Source organism: Vibrio penaeicida (genome assembly GCF_030689305.1).
Classification (GTDB): Bacteria; Pseudomonadota; Gammaproteobacteria; order Enterobacterales; family Vibrionaceae; genus Vibrio; species Vibrio penaeicida_B.
The window spans coordinates 1-15,446 of sequence record NZ_JAUYVM010000021.1; the positions used below are offsets into that span (position 1 = coordinate 1).

Consider the following 15,446-nt stretch of genomic DNA (forward strand, 5'->3'; position numbering starts at 1 on the left):
TGATGGTCATGTTTGTCATGATCGTGCTTATCATGGTCATCGTGATGGTCATGTTTGTCATGATCGTGCTTATCATGGTCATCGTGATGGTCATGTTTGTCATGATCGTGCTTATCATGATCGTCGTGATGGTCATGTTTGTCATGATCGTGCTTATCATGGTCGTCGTGATGGTCATGTTTGTCATGATCGTGCTTATGATGGTCATCATGACCGTCATCTTCTCCCAGTGTATGACGAACTTCAGTAAAGGTCGGCTTACACTGAGCGGCGCTAGAAAGCGTCATCACTTTGTCTGCTTGGTTTAATACAGACAAGGCATTAGCTAGCTGTTTCTTTTGCTCTGCATTTTTAGGCGCACTTTCAAAACCAACAACATCAGCGCCCGGAGCATGAATTTCCATCAATAGCTCGTCACCGTCTTGTGCAATGTTAAGTTCTACCACACCGTGGACGTGCGCATCATGTTGACGAAATTCTTCTGCGTGTGCCGATGTTGTAACGATAGCCGCTGCCAATAGTGAAAGTTTAAATACGTGGTTCATGTTTACCTCTGTTTATAAATTTGAATGAAAAGTAGATGGCTAAACGTGAACAAGTGGAGGAGATCGAGCATGATAATACGGCAACGGTGCAAAGCTTGGTTTCAGAACATCGTAGGCTTGTGTCCAGAAAAAATGCGGCACATATGGAACCGAAGGAATCGATCCCGAAAGAGCATACTTACTGATCGAAAACATCTCACACGCATGTTCTTCATGGTGCGCAGGTTCCCAATCCTGACTGTGTACAACAAACGCTGCACTCAACCACAGCACACAGCTAATGGCGAGAAAAGCGAAGAATTGTTGAAACGTCCGTAAATGCATTTGAGTCAAATATCAAAAATAAAGGCTAAATGTAATAACATAACAAGGGTGCTGCAAGCGAATTTTCTACCCTTTCAAACCGGTGTCATTATTCCAACAACAAAGAGCGACCTAAGTGGTCGCTCTTTATACTCAATCTATAGATTAGGTGTTGCTGAACCTAGCACCTTGAGATGACTTGAGTATATATTCACAACGATAATCTACGATGATTAAAGTTCGGTGACAATCTCACGCGAAAACGCTTTCTCACAGTACTTACACTTCAAACGCACATCTTCATTTCGCTCGATGAGAGAGAATGACGTATCAATAGGTTCGAAGTTTGAGATACAGTTGCTATTAGGGCATGCGAATACCCCCAAGATTTTTTCAGGCAGTGTTAGCGCTAGCTTTTTCACTACCTTGTACTCTTCGATTTGATTCACGGTTGCATGGGGCGCATACAGTGCCAGTTTTTGCGCCTGATCTTCATTGATAAAGACATTTTCAATCTTGAGAAGATCTTTTGCGCCTAACGCAGAAGACGGTAAGTTTAATCCGACGGTGACACGCTGTTCTGAATTGTGCATATCGAATAAGCGCAAAACCTTAATACCAATTTGAGCAGGAATGTGGTCGATAACGGTGCCGTTACGAATTGCTTCTACCTGCAATTGAGTTTCTTTAGCCATGATCTTTCTCCTCAGTTACAGAGTGTCGTTAAGTACAAGTGCCAGCAGTGCTTCTCGGGCGTAGACGCCATTTTCAGCTTGCTGGAAGAAATAGGCGTAAGGGGTCTTATCAACATCCACTGTAATTTCATCCACGCGAGGGAGTGGGTGAAGGACTTTTAGGTTGTCTTTAGCATCGGTTAGCGTGGCAGCAGATAACACGTACGCCGATTTGATATGGGCATATTCAGATTCATCAAAACGTTCTTTTTGAACTCGAGTCATGTACAGAATATCGAGTTCTGGCACCACACTTTCCATTTCTGTATGTAGGCTGTATTCGATGCCAGCGTCATCCAGCTCTTCACAAATGTAGTCCGGCATTGCCAATGCTTCTGGCGCAATGAAGAAGAAGCGGTTATTGCTGAACTTAGCCAAGGCTTGTGTCAGTGAATGCACCGTGCGTCCGTATTTTAAATCACCCACGAAGGCGACGTTTAAGTTATCTAAACTGCCCTGAGTTTCGTAGATACTGAATAGGTCTAATAATGTTTGTGTTGGATGCTGATTTGCGCCATCGCCAGCGTTTATCACTGGAACATTATTAGAGAATTCAGAAGCTAGGCGAGCTGCCCCTTCTTGCGGGTGGCGCATAACGAACGCGTCGACGTAAGAAGAGATGACTTGCACAGAATCCGCTAGAGTCTCGCCTTTCTTAGCCAGAGAGGTGTTGCCATCGTTATCAAAGCCAATTACATCGCCACCAATACGTTGCACTGCGGTTTCAAATGAAAGACGTGTTCGGGTGGAAGGTTCAAAGAAGCAACTTGCGATAACTTTGTTTTTAATGAGCTCTGGTTGAGGTTCATTTTTCAGCTGACCTGCTGTTTTCACGATCAGCTCCAGCTCGTCACGAGACAGCTCAGAAATGGAGATGATGTGTTTTTGATAGAGTGAGTTCGCCATGATCTTCTTCCCTATGGTGATGCCATAAAAAAGCCCCCCTATTGAAGGGAGGCTTTAAAAAATAATACGGGAACAATAAAACAAAACAGGGAAGCCTAGTCGCTTCTTAATCATCACTAAATCAGGGATGAGAGTGTGTTTCATTAATCGTTCCTCAGACAAATTGCGGAGAATTATACGCCTAAGGAACGTGATCGCAAGCGATTACATTGTGTTTTTTGTTACTGCTATTGTCCGAGGGTTGCCACCATGACGGCTTTGATTGTGTGCATGCGGTTTTCGGCTTGATCAAAAACAATGGATTGCTCAGATTCAAACACCTCTTCAGTAACTTCTAACCCTTTTAAACCGTACTTGTCGGCTATCTCTTTCCCGATGGTGGTTTCATCGTTGTGGAAAGCAGGCAGGCAATGCATAAATTTGGCGTTCGGGTTACCTGTGGCGCTCATGACCTTAGCGTTAACTTGGTAAGGCGTCATTTGTGCCACGCGCTCATCCCATGCTTCAGGTGCTTCTCCCATTGAAACCCACACATCGGTGTAGAGGAAGTCCGCCCCCTGAACACCTGTTTCTACATCTTCGGTGAAGTGTAAAGAAGCGCCTGTGGATTGAGCGATGGTTTGGCATTCATCTATTAACTCTGAACTTGGCCAATAGGCTTTTGGTGCCACCACGGTAAAGTGCATGCCCATTTTGGCTGCGCCGACCAAAAGAGAATTCCCCATGTTGTAGCGGGCATCGCCAAGGTAGGCAAATTGAATTTCATTCAGCGGTTTACCATTACTGTGTTCAAGCATGGTTAGAAAGTCAGCGAGGATCTGAGTGGGGTGGAACTCATCGGTAAGCCCATTCCAAACAGGCACGCCAGCGTGTTTGCCGAGTGTTTCGACGATGTCTTGCCCAAACCCACGATATTGAATGCCATCGTACATTCTGCCTAGTACACGAGCCGTATCTTTCATCGACTCCTTATGACCAATCTGAGAGCCCGATGGACCGATGTAGGAAACTTGGGCGCCTTGATCAAAAGCGGCAACTTCAAATGCGCATCGAGTTCGGGTAGAAGCTTTTTCGAATATTAATGCGATATTCTTCCCGATAAGCGTTTTCTGTTCAGTGCCTGAATATTTCGCCGCTTTTAACTGCTGAGACAGTTGAAGCAGAAAGTCAATTTCCTTGGGCGTATAGTCAAGCAGCTTTAAGAAGTTGCGATTGCGTAAATTGAAAGCCATAAATCTTCCTTCGATAAGGCAAGTACGTTAAAAATCATTTATACATATAAATTCACTTTTTGTGAATGTTTATTTTAAATAAAATAAAAAAAGGTTGACGCTGTTAGCATCAACCTTTTGAGTGTAGTAACCCACATCAAGGTGGGTTGAAGGAGAGCGGGTGTTTTTTAGATTCCGTCGCGTTCAATAGGGCAGCTCATACAGCGAGCGCCACCTCGTCCACGTCCTAGCTCGTTACCCGGAATAGTCAGGACTTCAATCCCTGCTTTATCGTATTTTTCGTTGGTGTAAACGTTGCGTTCGTATGCGACGACAACACCAGGCTTCACTGTCAGAACGTTATTGGCGTCATTCCACTGTTCGCGTTCTGCTTCGTAATTGTCGCCACCTGTCGTAATAATTTTAAGGTGATCAACATCCAGCGCTTGTTCAACGGCATGAATGTAATTTGGCACTTGCTCTACGTTCATCGCTTTGCCGCCATTTGGCGTAAGGCGCCAAGTTTCTAAGTCGTTACGCATGATTTCTGGATAGACCGAGAACGTATCAACGTCCATGTGCGTCATCACAGTATCTAAGTGCATACATGAACGGTGCTTGGGCAAGTTAATCGCAATAACCTGAGACGCTTGACCAGATTCAAATAACCCAGCTGCCAAGTTCTCGACACCTTGAGGCGTGGTTCGTTCTGACATACCAACCAAGACGGCACCGTTACCAATAACCAAAACATCGCCGCCTTCAATATTTGCGTTATCGTAATGCAAATCTTCATCACCGAAGTATTTGATAAAGTCTTGACCTGCAAATACAGGGTGCCAACGGTAAATGGCGCGTAAATGGTTCGTTTCACGCTGACGTGCTGGCATCATCATCGGGTTCAGTGATACACCACCGTATACCCAGCAAGACGTATCGCGGGTAAATAGGTGGTTTGGCAAAGGCTCTATCACAAAGTCCAAAGGTTGATGCATCTTGGGTAGCATCGAAGCAGAAGCAATAGGCAACTCTGAATAGGCTAAACCACCAAGCAAAACTGTCGCTAGGTGTTCGTTGTCCATTTCACTCAGGTAATGACGCAGCTCACGCGCGAAAGTTGGACCGTAGCGAAAATCTGAAATCTGAGTATTAAGTAGCCATGTTCTGGCCTCTGGCACGGCTAAGGTTTCAACAAGAAGATCGTGAAGCAGCAATACTTCTACGTCTTGTTCTCTTAGTGTTTGTGCAAAAGTATCGTGTTCTTCACCTGCCGCTTCTACTGCTAAAACGTCGTCAAACAACAGCTCCTGACAGTTAGAAGGGGTTAAGTGGGTGAGTGCGCGCTCGGGACGATTTAACAACACTCTGCGCAATTGACCGACTTCAGAGCCGACATACAGCTTACTCATTGGGTGTCCTTTCTAATAATTCCGTGACTGACCCTTTGCTTTAATCCGATTCCACTTTCTTGTAACAAGCGCTCGCAACAAACGCCGCAATAAGCCAGTGGTTTAGATGAAACAAAAGGGCGACCTGCATTGAAATGAGGTCCGACTCACATTTATGACAAGGATGAAGACAAGATGCAAGTCGGTAATTTAGTGATAAAGTCGATGTTTAAGGCGTATTTTTAGAGGATTAGTCCTTTTTGGCTCGTATTTGTAAATTTTAGTGTTGTTTTTTAGTGAAGTGGATACCGTGCTGGGGTGCCTGAATATTCATGTCGGGTGGTCAGCGAAGTGTCATGATACCCATTACTGTGTGAATGAAGATGCATTAATCTGGTCAAATCACGGTGGATCGTTAGATTTTATGCAGTTCTATGGATTTCAACTCTATGCAATATTGAGTCATAAATTGGCGTATTTATTAAAAAACGCGGTGAAAAGCCTGACCTGACTTTGTTCTGTTTCAAAAAAAGTAAGTACATTTGTTAATATTTTGTTTCTGTGACTCAAGGTTGGTTTTGGTTAGCAGAAAAAATGATCAAGGATTGAGTTTGCTGGTGGTAATTTGCAGCGAACCGTGCCATATTTCACGCGTTTAATTACCCAGAGAGCGGAGCAATCGAATGTCTCAACAAGATGAATACCTATCGGTAGAAGCGTTACTTGAAATTCAAAAAGAAGACACTCGCGAAATCATCAGTGCATTACTTGAAGACGGCAGTGAACCTGATGCTCTGTATGAAATTGAACATCACCTGTTTGCTGAAGACTTCAATACGCTAGAAAAAGCCGTAGTAGAAGCGTTCAAAATGGGCTTTGAAGTCCTTGAAGCAGAAGAAACAGAAGATGAAGATGGCAACAAACTTCTTTGTTGTGATGCCGTTATGGAATCAGCTCTAAATGCTGAACTCATCGATGCACAAGTAGAAAAGCTGGTTAACCTTGCTGAAAAATACGACATCATTTACGACGGGTGGGGTACATTTTATGAAGGTGAAGATGCCGCTTACGACGTTGAAGAAGACGACGAAGAATAACCTTCCCATCCTCATCGAGAAACGCTGGCTTAATGCTGGCGTTTTTTTATCTCCAAACAAAGACTTTGATTCTCGTTTTGGCAATGTGGTGGTCAGACAATTGAAATTTCATTAGAAATTATGTGTCTACTTTCATTATAATGCCTCCAAACTTGATCTGGCTCAATTTATCATGCAACTTTCGCTCGCTGGTCTTTGGCAGCTTTCACCGCTAACAGACCTCTCTATCCCGCAGGATGACATCACTTTCCCAGCACCGCTTAGCGATGTGTTGCCTGAGTCCATTTCTGAATCTGACATCCGAAATCAAGAATGGCATTTAATGCATGATATTGAAGTCGATGATGCGATGTTGGCATTTCCAGCGGTGGATTTGGTGATGGCTGGTGTTGATTACTATGCCGAGGTTCGGATTAATGGTGTCGCGATATTTGATTGCGATGGCACTCAGAATCGTTATAAGAAGGACATTCGCCCCTATTTACAGCCAGGTAGAAATCGCTTTGAAATTTTGTTCTTAGAGCAAGATGAAGATTGGCTGTTGGACGAAACACCTGAGATTTGCCCGTTAACCCCAGAGCCTGTGTTAGAAACAGATAAGCGGGTTGGAATATGGCAGGCTCCGTACCTGCAATTTATCCGAAATTTGAGGCTTGATCATATTACCACGGAGCAGATCTGGCACCACGGTGGTGGTTGTGAGTTTAAAGTGGACCTCTACTACCAAACCTTCGCAGCGGGGTTGGTGTCGGCATCGGTAAAATTTGATGGCATGACCTATCATATCCCTATTGATGTCAGAGCCGATCACGCTACAGCGTTGTTCCAAGTTGAAGCACCGCGCTATGCAAATCCAATTTTCCCAGACGATCGCGATCTCTACCAATTGGATGTGATGCTGGACGGGCAAAGCCAAAATATGCGGATAGGACTCAGTAAAGATCTCTGCGTGATGCACTTCCCTGTTTAGTGAAGTACAAATAATTAGTATCACTACCAAATGTGACAGCTATCGGTTCCCTCCACATTATGATTTTATGTTAGCAGCTCAACCTGGCTGTTTTACATAAAGGATCTAATGTGTTTTTTCATGCAAGTGACATTAGCGATACGCTTAAAAATCAGATAATAGAAGGCAGAAATAAGAGCTTTCCGAATCATTCGTCAAATAACTACTTTTATAAACAAGTGCCTTATGGGGTTATCGTTATATTTGATGGGGATAAATTGGTCTCTCAATGTTCGATAATTTATAGATATATAAATATTGATGAATCATTCTTACCCATTCTTGGGGTGTCGGATGCATGGGTCGATGAAAAGTACAGGAAGAAAGGGTTCTTAAAATCCATGCTTGATGAGGTTCAGACCATGAGCAGGGATATGGGAATAGAATGCAATATCCTTGTGGCTGATGTTCCTAACATCTATTCCAAATATGGGTTTGTTGAATATAACCCAGTGGCACAATGGCTTAGAGTTCATGAAGGTAAGAACTATGGAGTGTCTGTAGAAAAAATCAAAGGCATTATGATCAGGAGCCTAGGAACGAGCAAGCCCCCTCAAAAAATGACAAGCATAGACTTCTTAGGGGAGCTGTTTTAATTAAACAAATGACTTAAAGTGCCTTAGCCATCACCACTTCACAGGCATCATGACCGGTATCCCCCCACGGGGCATCTAAATGTTCAAATCCGAGGTTTTCATAGAGTTTGATGGCGGTTTTCAAACATTGGGTGGTTTCAAGGTAACACTGCTTGAAACCTTGATGTTGGGCGTGCTCCATGGCCATTTTGGCGATGGTTTTGGCTAACCCCTTACCTCTGGCCTCCGGTAAAAAGTACATCTTCTGTAATTCGCACACGTCATCTCGACCACGTAAAGGGGCGTAACCACCGCCTCCGACTATTTTTCCATTGTTCTCGATAACCCAGTATTGGGAGCGGGGCTGCGAGTACACGTCGTATAAAAATTCTAGAGTCGGGTCCGCCACGCTATAGCCTTTATCAGAAGAAAGCCCATGTTCTTCTGAAACCGTTCGGATCACTGCGGCTAATGCGGCGTTGTCGCTTTTTCGTATTGGGCGTAGCGTTAATTCATAGTTCATTTTGGATGATGTCAGTGAGCGAATGTAGTGATCCAGAGCGCTCTGTAACTTTGCTTGCTCTTCAAAAGACATTTGGCTTAGTGCGGCTTCGTAGCGCACGTCTTGTTGATGGTTTAACTGCTGAAGAAGATCGTATCCTTTTGCCGTTAATGTATAGAGAACACTGCGTTTGTCCTGTTGATTCGCTGTGACTTCAATGCACAGCTTACTGGCGAGGCTTTTAAGTGCCCGGCTGGCGTTGGATTTGTCGATGTTCAGCCTTTGAGCAACCTGATTTACGGTGAGTACCTGCTGCTCTAATTCAATTAAACAGTGCGCTTGAATCGGAGATAAATCGATGTTCCCGCATTGCTTATCGAGTAAACCAAGTTCACGGATAAGGTTGCGAGAAAGAGTACGTAGCGTTGAGGTATCCATATTAACCACTAAATATAGTTGCGACTAACAACTATATTTAGTGTGATTTAGCAACTAAATCAAGAGGCAAGGATATTAAATGTGGTTGTGTTGGCAAATCGGAGCCAAACTGCTTCGCTTTAGCCAAATTCTTTCATGGAAATAGTAAGCAACCGTATTAATACTGGGTTCCAACAGTGCCATGACGCCACCAATGAATGCATCCCCCGTAATTAAATAGGTGACGGTAAATGCGACACCAAAATGCACGCTGGCAAAACTGGCTGTTTTTAATTGAGTTTGGGATTGGTAGCGTTTTAGCCACGGTATTTGAACCCAGGCTTTTTCATGGAAATAGAAAGCAACGGTATTAACTGAGGGCTCTATCATCGCAATTAAACTGCCAAGTAAAATATCCCCCGTTAGTAGATACGCGACAGAAAATGCGATTGAAAAGTGGAGTACGGCGAAAGTGAGTGTTTTCTTCATTATTCTGTCCTCGTAAGTGAATAGACCCTAGTATCTCTGCTTCTTTAATTTCGGTAAAAACGATTGTTTCTATCATTTCAATTGTTAATACCTAACACCATTGGCGTGCGCATTGCTTGATTCGCAATATTGAAAATAAAGTTGAAGCGAATGAATTGGTTAGTGGCTGATATTTGATCAGGCTGGTATTTTAGGTAGCGGTTATTTTTAACCGACAGTAGCACTTTAAGCTGCTTGGTCATCACTCTCACGCTCCCTAACCGAAGACAGCGATCTGAATAAAACGACGATCTGAATAAAATAATGACCTGAATAAAAAGGTATGGAGCGAAAACGTCAGAATGGAAAAATATGGAACAGAACAACAGTCTTGAACAGAACAACTGCATCGTAGAGAGCAGTCGTATCGAAGAGAAGAACAACAAATACTCGTTCAAATTTGAAGGGGAAGGCGCAGAGTTTTTTGGGATTTGGATCGTTAACGTTCTCCTATCGGTGATTACGCTGGGTATTTATTCGGCGTGGGCGAAGGTGAGAACCAATCAATATTTTTACGGCAACACTCGGCTCGATGGTGATGGCTTTGAATATCACGCTAAGCCGATTCAAATTTTAAAGGGTCGTATTATAGCGGTGGTTGTTTTTATCATTTGGAGCGTATCAAATCAGTTTGCACCCGAAGTGAGTGGGGTTCTGATGTTGGCGTTTCTCGCCATTCTACCTTGGCTGGCTTGGAGTAATGCGCGGTTTGATTCCGCAATGACCAGTTACCGCAATGTTCACTTCTCTTTTGCTGGGACATTAAAGGAAGCTTACATGACTATTCTAGGGAGAGGGATGGCAATCATTGCGTTGTTTCTCGCTGCTATGGCGGCAATTAGCTTCGAGATCGTTCCGGTTGGTGTACTTTTACTGCTGACGATACCTTTTGTGTTCGTCTGGGTTTTGGTGGGAATTTCGAACTATTTTGCTAACGGATACCGTTATGGTAAGCGAACGTTTTCTGCTCAATATACCGTCAAGGCTTACTTAGCGATTTATCTTAAAACCATGCTGTTTGCGTTTGGCTTGTCGATTGCGTTTGGTGTTGTTGCGTCTTTGTTCGCAGGGGCTTCTTTGCTTTCAATGGTATCTTCAGACTTTACACTTTCTGATGGCGGGTTCCCTAATTTTGCTTTCTTCGGTTTGATTATCGCGATTTACATTGGGCTTTTCTTTGTCGGGGTTATCGCTAATGCCTTTAAAACGGCTCAAATGCGTAATTACACCTTTGCACAATTAAACATTGATGCAAGCGATCAAGCTAAGAGTGAGCACGTTCAAGGTGATGAAGAAAAAACAGAAAATACGGGCTTCGCGTTTGAATCTACATTGGCAACGTGGAGCTTTGTCTGGCTGATAATGACGAACTTTTTGCTGCAACTGGTGACTTTCGGTATCGCAAGACCGTGGGTCATGGTCAGAACCAGCCACTTCCTTGCTAACCATACCTATGTGATTGGCGATCTGCCAAACCTAGTGGTTGAAGGGGAAGATCAGGACATGAAATCGGCGGTTTCCGATGAATTGTCTAATGTCTTTGATGTCGACATTGGGATTGGCTAATGCGAGTCAAAGGGATTGCCCACCCGCCCAAAAGCTCCGCACGCATAGAGGCGGAGCTGGATTTGTCGCAGCGTGACTTTATGTATCTGCATGTGGACGGGCAGATTTTCAGCGCGTCTATTCATGATATGGACATCACAGCTTCACCTGGCAAATTGCCGCCGAAAATCCGGTTACCTTCAGGGTGGTTGTTCGTGCCCAGCAGTGCTGAGAAGGTCAATGAATTTCTAGTACAGCATGGAAAAAAGAGCAGCCTAAGTCAGCTGGAAAAAAACGCAAAAGCTATCATAGTAAGCACATTGCTGATCGTTGGATTAACCATAGGTTCTTTTACTCATGGTATTCCTTGGTTTAGTAAGCAAGTGGTGAATTGGTTGCCTCATGAAGCGCATGAAGTGTTGGCTGATTATGTTTTAACTTCCATTGATGAAGAGTGGCTTTCACCTTCTGAATTACCTATTGAGCAGCAAGATGCCATTAGAACGCGATTCTATCAGCACTTAGATAAACTCCCGCCCGCTCCATTTGCTCCTCAGCTGAAGTTTCGATCGTCTGATGGTTCACCCAATGCCTTTGCATTAAGTGGGGGCGTGATCATTATGCTTGACGATATGGTCGAGCTTGCTCAGACGGAAGAAGAACTCGACGCAATATTGCTGCATGAACTGGGTCATATTTATCATCAGCATGTCATGCATAGGCTCGTCTCATCCAGTTTGGTTTCTGCAACGGTAGCCGTTATGACAGGTGAAAGCTCGGGGCTTATTGATACTATGGTTGGAGCCGGTGTTTTTGTTTTGCAAAGTGGGCATTCCCGAGAAGCAGAAATAGAAGCGGACGAATTTGCTAAAAAGTCGCTAAAGAAGATATACGGAACGAGTGAACCGCTGGCTGTGATTTTTGAGCGCTTACAAGAGGAATCGAGTGATATTCCGGAGTGGCTAAGTTCGCACCCTGAAATGGAAAAACGCATTCAAGAGGCGAGGGAATAGGGTTCTAACTTCTACTCACAGTAGATAGAGGTTGGACATAAAAAAACGAGCGCCAGTGCGCTCGTTTCTGTATTCATTTCAAAGCCGTATCTTATTAAAAGCTAAGGCTATTTACGTACCGCAATCGCTTCAATTTCGATTTTTACATCTTTTGGCAAGCGGGCAACTTCTACGCATGAACGCGCTGGGCAATTCGCGACATCGTGCTCATCGAAAAACTTGCCATACACTTCGTTTACTGTTCCGAAGTCGTTCAGATCTTTTACAAAAACTGTAAGTTTTACGATATCTGCAACCGTCAAACCTGAAGATTCAACGACGGCTTTTACATTCTCAAGAGATTGGCGCGCTTGTGCTGCGATGTCTTCTGGTACTTCACCAGTTGCTGGAACCACTGGGATTTGACCAGAAGTCAGTACCATGTTGCCAAGGTCAACACCTTGTACATATGGGCCAATAGCAGCAGGGGCAGATTCAGTGTGCAAAACTTTCGTCATTATTTTTGTTTCCACGTTGTTCAAAAGGGGTTTCAGTGTGCCTTTTGAGTCACTATTCGTAAAGAGGTGAGCGTTTTAAAAATGCGTTTCTACTAAATGCGTCACTTGGTAGTCGTTATCACACACACAAATATAGCGCCACTTATCAAAGGTTAAACAAGGGTGAGATGTTGAAAATACAACAATGTCACCAACAGTCAGCTCACTGTTCTCAGGAATAGCTAAGAATGTATGCTGATCCATAATATCGGTCGCGGTTAGTCCTTCGATACTTATCGCATCGCCATTGCGATAGACGCGTTCAGGTATGGGTAAACCAGCATCGAATGCCACATCTCGTTTTCCCATACCGATAATGGCTTTTCCCGGCTCAGGGATGGACAAAACATACGCCCAAAGCTCTAAGGAAGACGTGAGATCTCCACCCATATGACAAGCCACACTATCGTCACGCAGGCTGCGTTCCATGACGGTTTGCTGCGCATCTTGATAAATGCCTTTATCGTGAATGAGGTAACAGCCGGGTCGAATGACGGTGGTGAGGTGTGATTGGTTGGTAAAGCATTCAGCAACCACGTCATACCAAGCTGAACCTGCTCCTGTCAGAATGGGGCACTGGCGCTTTATCAAGCCTTGCTGTTTGAAAGACAGAGTCAGTTCAACAGCGCTGCCAATAAAATATCGGATCCGACGTTCTGAATCTTCACATTTGGGGATCGCCCCCTCATAGAATTCGATGCCATGAAGATCGACGCCAGGCAAATCTCGGATCATCATCGCCATGTTTTGCATCGCCTCTGGGTGCCTGACACCACAGCGTCCGCCTGCCATACCGTATTCTATCAATAGGTTGATCACTTGTTGGCGTTCTTGGAAAAATCGACTCAGTTGCAGTACGTTTTCTTGCGAATCGACGCAGCAAAAAAACTCGACGTCATTTTGAGACAGCAATTGAGAGGCTCTAGCCATATTGGCTTTACCCACCAATTGGTTCGCCAGCAATATACGTTTAGCGCCCGCTTCATAGGCAACCCAAGCCTGCTGAATATTGGCGACTGTTATTCCCCAAGCCCCCGCTTCTAATTGATGTTGGAACAAACCTGGCGTCATGGTGGTTTTGCCGTGAGGCGCTAACTTAACACCATGCTGGTCGGCAAAGTTTTGCATCCATTGGAGGTTACTTTGTATCGCTGATTGTTTGATAACTGCGGCCGGCAGCATGATCTCTTCATTGATCAAACTGTATTGACCTTTACTATTGTTTTCAGCCCAAACGCCTTTGGAACCCACGGCTTCAAATTTGTTTTGGTAATGAGTAACGCTCTTCATGGATTTACTTTCCTACCTGTTGTTTTTCTAACAAGGTCAAAACTTCAATCAGTACTTTGCCTTATCTCGATTCTAGCTTTAATGAATGATAGAAACTATCACACACCGTTTTTTAAACTGTGCGTCCTCTCACTGTTTGACCATTTAATTCCGCCTAGTATCCACTTTATATTAAGACCGTAAAAGCGTGGGTTTCTTTTCGATATCAAGCTTAATTTATTGTTTTATTGGGCTTATTCTGTTTCATTTTTAATGATGGGATTGTTGTTGTAACAGCGCGCCTTATGCTCGTGATTCTTATGTTAGAAAAAAACATAGGCTAGGTGGTAATACCCAAATAGAGGAAGGGAAATGCAATACGATGTTGTGTTCCGAAACGTGCTTGTCGTCGATGGCACGGGGGAGAGCACGTACAGTGCAGATGTAGCAATAAAAGAAGGGCACATTATGGAGGTGGGCGATCTTGCCAATACTGATGCGATCACCTTGATCGATGGCAATGGCTTGGCGCTTTCTCCCGGTTTTATTGATGTGCATACGCACGATGATACAAATGTGATTCGCTACCCAGATTGCTTGGCCAAGATAAGCCAAGGCGTGACAACCGTGGTTGTCGGTAACTGTGGAATTAGCGCTTCTCCTGCAATTCTAGCAAGCGATCCCCCCGACCCGATGAACTTGCTCGGTAAGCAATCAGATTTTCAATATCCGACTTTCCAATCTTATGCTCAAGCGGTTGAAACCGCGAAGCCTGCCGTCAATGTAGCAGCTCTGGTCGGGCACACCACACTTCGTAACAATGTGATGAATGAATTGCACCGAGCAGCATCGACTCAAGAAATAGTGGCTATGAAAGAAGCATTGAATCAAGCAATGCAAGAAGGGGCGCTAGGGCTAAGTTCTGGATTGGCTTATGCCAGCGCCAAGCAAGCCCCCACAGAAGAGGTCATGGCTTTAGCGGAAGAGCTTGCCGAGTTTGGTGGTATTTATACCACCCACATGAGAACCGAATTCGAACAAATACTAGAAGCAATGGATGAAGCTTTTCGTACAGGAAAATATGCGAAAGTCCCAGTTGTTATTTCTCATCTAAAATGCGCAGGAGCAGGTAACTGGGGACGCACCGTTGAAGTGTTGGATTTGATGGAGAAAACCGCGAAGCATCAAGATATTGGCTGCGATTGTTACCCCTATTCTGCTAGCTCTTCCACGCTGGATCTTAAGCAAGTCACCAGTGACTTTGATATCTTCATTACGTGGTCGGATACCCGACCGGACCTCGCGGGGCGCATGCTCAAAGACATTGCCAGTGAGATGAATTTATCGTTAATGGATACAGCGAAAGCGCTACAGCCTGCTGGTGCGGTTTATCATTGCATGGACGAATCGGATGTCGAGCGTGTATTGAAATACAAACTCACCATGGTCGGTTCCGACGGATTGCCGAATGATCCCCATCCTCATCCTAGGCTCTGGGGGGCGTTTCCCAAAGTATTAGGGCATTACAGCCGCGAGCGAAAGCTCTTCACGTTGCCAGTGGCAATACACAAAATGACGGGCATGTCTGCCAAGCGTTTTGGATTAGCCAAAAGAGGGGAAATAAAGTCGGGTTACTTTGCTGACTTGGTGTTGTTCGACCCTAACGAAATTAGCGACGAAGCGACATTTGAAAACCCCGTTGCAGCGGCAAAAGGTGTTCACCTCGTTATGGTGAATGGAGAAATCAGTTATCAAAACGGGCGCGTCGCCCAATCGCGGCACGGTCGATTCTTGTATAGAAACGAATACAGAAACAATTAAAGCGAAGGGCAAAGCCCTAACGTACAGAACTGGAATGTAAGAACTGG

Annotated in this window: 17 protein-coding genes; 6 read left to right on the top strand and 11 right to left on the bottom strand. The window is 44.5% G+C overall.

Annotation, left to right across the window (positions count from 1 at the left end; all coding sequences use genetic code 11):
* The 6 genes from Q8W40_RS23805 to arcA form a co-directional block, all read right to left on the bottom strand.
* A partial coding sequence (locus Q8W40_RS23805; protein ID WP_305400806.1) for a ZrgA family zinc uptake protein occupies positions 1-545 on the bottom strand: 545 nt, incomplete at its 3' end.
* A 39-nt stretch (positions 546-584) separates the two neighbouring features.
* The gene (locus Q8W40_RS23810; protein WP_305400808.1) at positions 585-869 is read right to left on the bottom strand and encodes a DUF2607 family protein; all 285 of its coding nucleotides are present in this window, start codon (positions 867-869) and stop codon (positions 585-587) included.
* A gap of 212 nt (positions 870-1,081) precedes the next feature.
* Positions 1,082-1,543 carry an aspartate carbamoyltransferase regulatory subunit gene (gene pyrI, locus Q8W40_RS23815; RefSeq protein WP_305400809.1) on the bottom strand — a complete coding sequence of 154 codons (462 nt, stop codon included), beginning with the start codon at positions 1,541-1,543 and terminating at the stop codon, positions 1,082-1,084.
* A 15-nt stretch (positions 1,544-1,558) separates the two neighbouring features.
* Positions 1,559-2,488 (bottom strand): aspartate carbamoyltransferase, encoded by a 930-nt coding sequence (gene pyrB, locus Q8W40_RS23820; RefSeq protein ID WP_305400811.1) that lies wholly within the window; start codon positions 2,486-2,488, stop codon positions 1,559-1,561.
* A 227-nt stretch (positions 2,489-2,715) separates the two neighbouring features.
* Complete coding sequence (gene argF, locus Q8W40_RS23825) at positions 2,716-3,720, bottom strand: ornithine carbamoyltransferase (RefSeq protein WP_305400813.1); 1,005 nt, start codon at positions 3,718-3,720, stop codon at positions 2,716-2,718.
* A 167-nt stretch (positions 3,721-3,887) separates the two neighbouring features.
* A complete protein-coding gene (arcA, locus tag Q8W40_RS23830; RefSeq protein ID WP_104399888.1) occupies positions 3,888-5,108 on the bottom strand; it encodes an arginine deiminase in 1,221 nt (406 codons plus the stop codon).
* 662 nt (positions 5,109-5,770) lie between these two features.
* Between arcA and rraB the strand changes: the two genes are divergently transcribed.
* The 3 genes from rraB (at position 5,771) to Q8W40_RS23845 (ending at position 7,789) form a co-directional block, all read left to right on the top strand.
* Entirely contained in the window at positions 5,771-6,184 is a 414-nt protein-coding gene (rraB, locus tag Q8W40_RS23835) for a ribonuclease E inhibitor RraB (protein WP_101111139.1), read from the top strand.
* Between the two features lie 172 nt (positions 6,185-6,356).
* Complete coding sequence (locus Q8W40_RS23840; RefSeq protein ID WP_305400814.1) at positions 6,357-7,154, top strand: glycosyl hydrolase 2 galactose-binding domain-containing protein; 798 nt, start codon at positions 6,357-6,359, stop codon at positions 7,152-7,154.
* A gap of 110 nt (positions 7,155-7,264) precedes the next feature.
* Complete coding sequence (locus tag Q8W40_RS23845; protein ID WP_305400815.1) at positions 7,265-7,789, top strand: GNAT family N-acetyltransferase; 525 nt, start codon at positions 7,265-7,267, stop codon at positions 7,787-7,789.
* A gap of 13 nt (positions 7,790-7,802) precedes the next feature.
* Here Q8W40_RS23845 and Q8W40_RS23850 read toward each other — a convergent pair whose 3' ends face one another.
* The 3 genes from Q8W40_RS23850 to Q8W40_RS23860 all read right to left on the bottom strand — a co-directional run bounded on the left by Q8W40_RS23850 (position 7,803) and on the right by Q8W40_RS23860 (position 9,418).
* The gene (locus tag Q8W40_RS23850) at positions 7,803-8,708 is read right to left on the bottom strand and encodes a bifunctional helix-turn-helix transcriptional regulator/GNAT family N-acetyltransferase (protein WP_305400816.1); all 906 of its coding nucleotides are present in this window, start codon (positions 8,706-8,708) and stop codon (positions 7,803-7,805) included.
* A gap of 75 nt (positions 8,709-8,783) precedes the next feature.
* Entirely contained in the window at positions 8,784-9,176 is a 393-nt protein-coding gene (locus tag Q8W40_RS23855; protein ID WP_305400817.1) for a DUF2061 domain-containing protein, read from the bottom strand.
* 77 nt (positions 9,177-9,253) lie between these two features.
* Positions 9,254-9,418: a hypothetical protein gene (locus Q8W40_RS23860; protein ID WP_305400819.1), complete on the bottom strand. Its 165-nt coding sequence runs from the start codon at positions 9,416-9,418 to the stop codon at positions 9,254-9,256.
* 109 nt (positions 9,419-9,527) lie between these two features.
* Between Q8W40_RS23860 and Q8W40_RS23865 the strand changes: the two genes are divergently transcribed.
* Complete coding sequence (locus tag Q8W40_RS23865) at positions 9,528-10,781, top strand: YjgN family protein (protein WP_305400820.1); 1,254 nt, start codon at positions 9,528-9,530, stop codon at positions 10,779-10,781.
* Positions 10,781-11,773, top strand: a complete 993-nt coding sequence (locus tag Q8W40_RS23870) for a M48 family metallopeptidase (protein WP_305400821.1) — start codon at positions 10,781-10,783, stop codon at positions 11,771-11,773. The genes Q8W40_RS23865 and Q8W40_RS23870 overlap by 1 nt, the downstream gene beginning before the upstream one ends.
* Positions 11,774-11,880: 107 nt before the next feature.
* Here the strand turns inward: Q8W40_RS23870 and Q8W40_RS23875 are convergent, their stop codons facing one another.
* Both Q8W40_RS23875 and Q8W40_RS23880 read right to left on the bottom strand, forming a co-directional pair.
* Positions 11,881-12,270 (bottom strand): RidA family protein, encoded by a 390-nt coding sequence (locus Q8W40_RS23875; protein ID WP_305400822.1) that lies wholly within the window; start codon positions 12,268-12,270, stop codon positions 11,881-11,883.
* Between the two features lie 75 nt (positions 12,271-12,345).
* Positions 12,346-13,599 (bottom strand): amino acid deaminase, encoded by a 1,254-nt coding sequence (locus Q8W40_RS23880; protein ID WP_305400824.1) that lies wholly within the window; start codon positions 13,597-13,599, stop codon positions 12,346-12,348.
* Positions 13,600-13,950: 351 nt separating this feature from the next.
* Here Q8W40_RS23880 and Q8W40_RS23885 point away from each other — a divergent pair, with 351 nt between their 5' ends.
* Positions 13,951-15,399, top strand: coding sequence for an N-acyl-D-amino-acid deacylase family protein (locus tag Q8W40_RS23885; protein ID WP_305400826.1), 1,449 nt, complete (start codon positions 13,951-13,953; stop codon positions 15,397-15,399).
* The last annotated feature ends 47 nt before the right edge of the window (positions 15,400-15,446 follow it).

Excerpts from the sequence above, each read along its gene's own strand:
- Q8W40_RS23840 (WP_305400814.1), top strand. The coding sequence starts at position 6,357 with ATGCAACTTTCGCTCGCTGGTCTTTGGCAGCTTTCACCGCTAACAGAC.
- argF (WP_305400813.1), bottom strand. The coding sequence starts at position 3,720 with ATGGCTTTCAATTTACGCAATCGCAACTTCTTAAAGCTGCTTGACTAT.
- Q8W40_RS23870 (WP_305400821.1), top strand. The coding sequence starts at position 10,781 with ATGCGAGTCAAAGGGATTGCCCACCCGCCCAAAAGCTCCGCACGCATA.
- Q8W40_RS23875 (WP_305400822.1), bottom strand. The coding sequence starts at position 12,270 with ATGACGAAAGTTTTGCACACTGAATCTGCCCCTGCTGCTATTGGCCCA.
- Q8W40_RS23865 (WP_305400820.1), top strand. The coding sequence starts at position 9,528 with ATGGAACAGAACAACAGTCTTGAACAGAACAACTGCATCGTAGAGAGC.
- pyrB (WP_305400811.1), bottom strand. The coding sequence starts at position 2,488 with ATGGCGAACTCACTCTATCAAAAACACATCATCTCCATTTCTGAGCTG.
- Q8W40_RS23885 (WP_305400826.1), top strand. The coding sequence starts at position 13,951 with ATGCAATACGATGTTGTGTTCCGAAACGTGCTTGTCGTCGATGGCACG.
- pyrI (WP_305400809.1), bottom strand. The coding sequence starts at position 1,543 with ATGGCTAAAGAAACTCAATTGCAGGTAGAAGCAATTCGTAACGGCACC.
- Q8W40_RS23880 (WP_305400824.1), bottom strand. The coding sequence starts at position 13,599 with ATGAAGAGCGTTACTCATTACCAAAACAAATTTGAAGCCGTGGGTTCC.
- Q8W40_RS23850 (WP_305400816.1), bottom strand. The coding sequence starts at position 8,708 with ATGGATACCTCAACGCTACGTACTCTTTCTCGCAACCTTATCCGTGAA.
- Q8W40_RS23810 (WP_305400808.1), bottom strand. The coding sequence starts at position 869 with ATGCATTTACGGACGTTTCAACAATTCTTCGCTTTTCTCGCCATTAGC.
- Q8W40_RS23855 (WP_305400817.1), bottom strand. The coding sequence starts at position 9,176 with ATGAAGAAAACACTCACTTTCGCCGTACTCCACTTTTCAATCGCATTT.
- arcA (WP_104399888.1), bottom strand. The coding sequence starts at position 5,108 with ATGAGTAAGCTGTATGTCGGCTCTGAAGTCGGTCAATTGCGCAGAGTG.
- rraB (WP_101111139.1), top strand. The coding sequence starts at position 5,771 with ATGTCTCAACAAGATGAATACCTATCGGTAGAAGCGTTACTTGAAATT.
- Q8W40_RS23860 (WP_305400819.1), bottom strand. The coding sequence starts at position 9,418 with ATGACCAAGCAGCTTAAAGTGCTACTGTCGGTTAAAAATAACCGCTAC.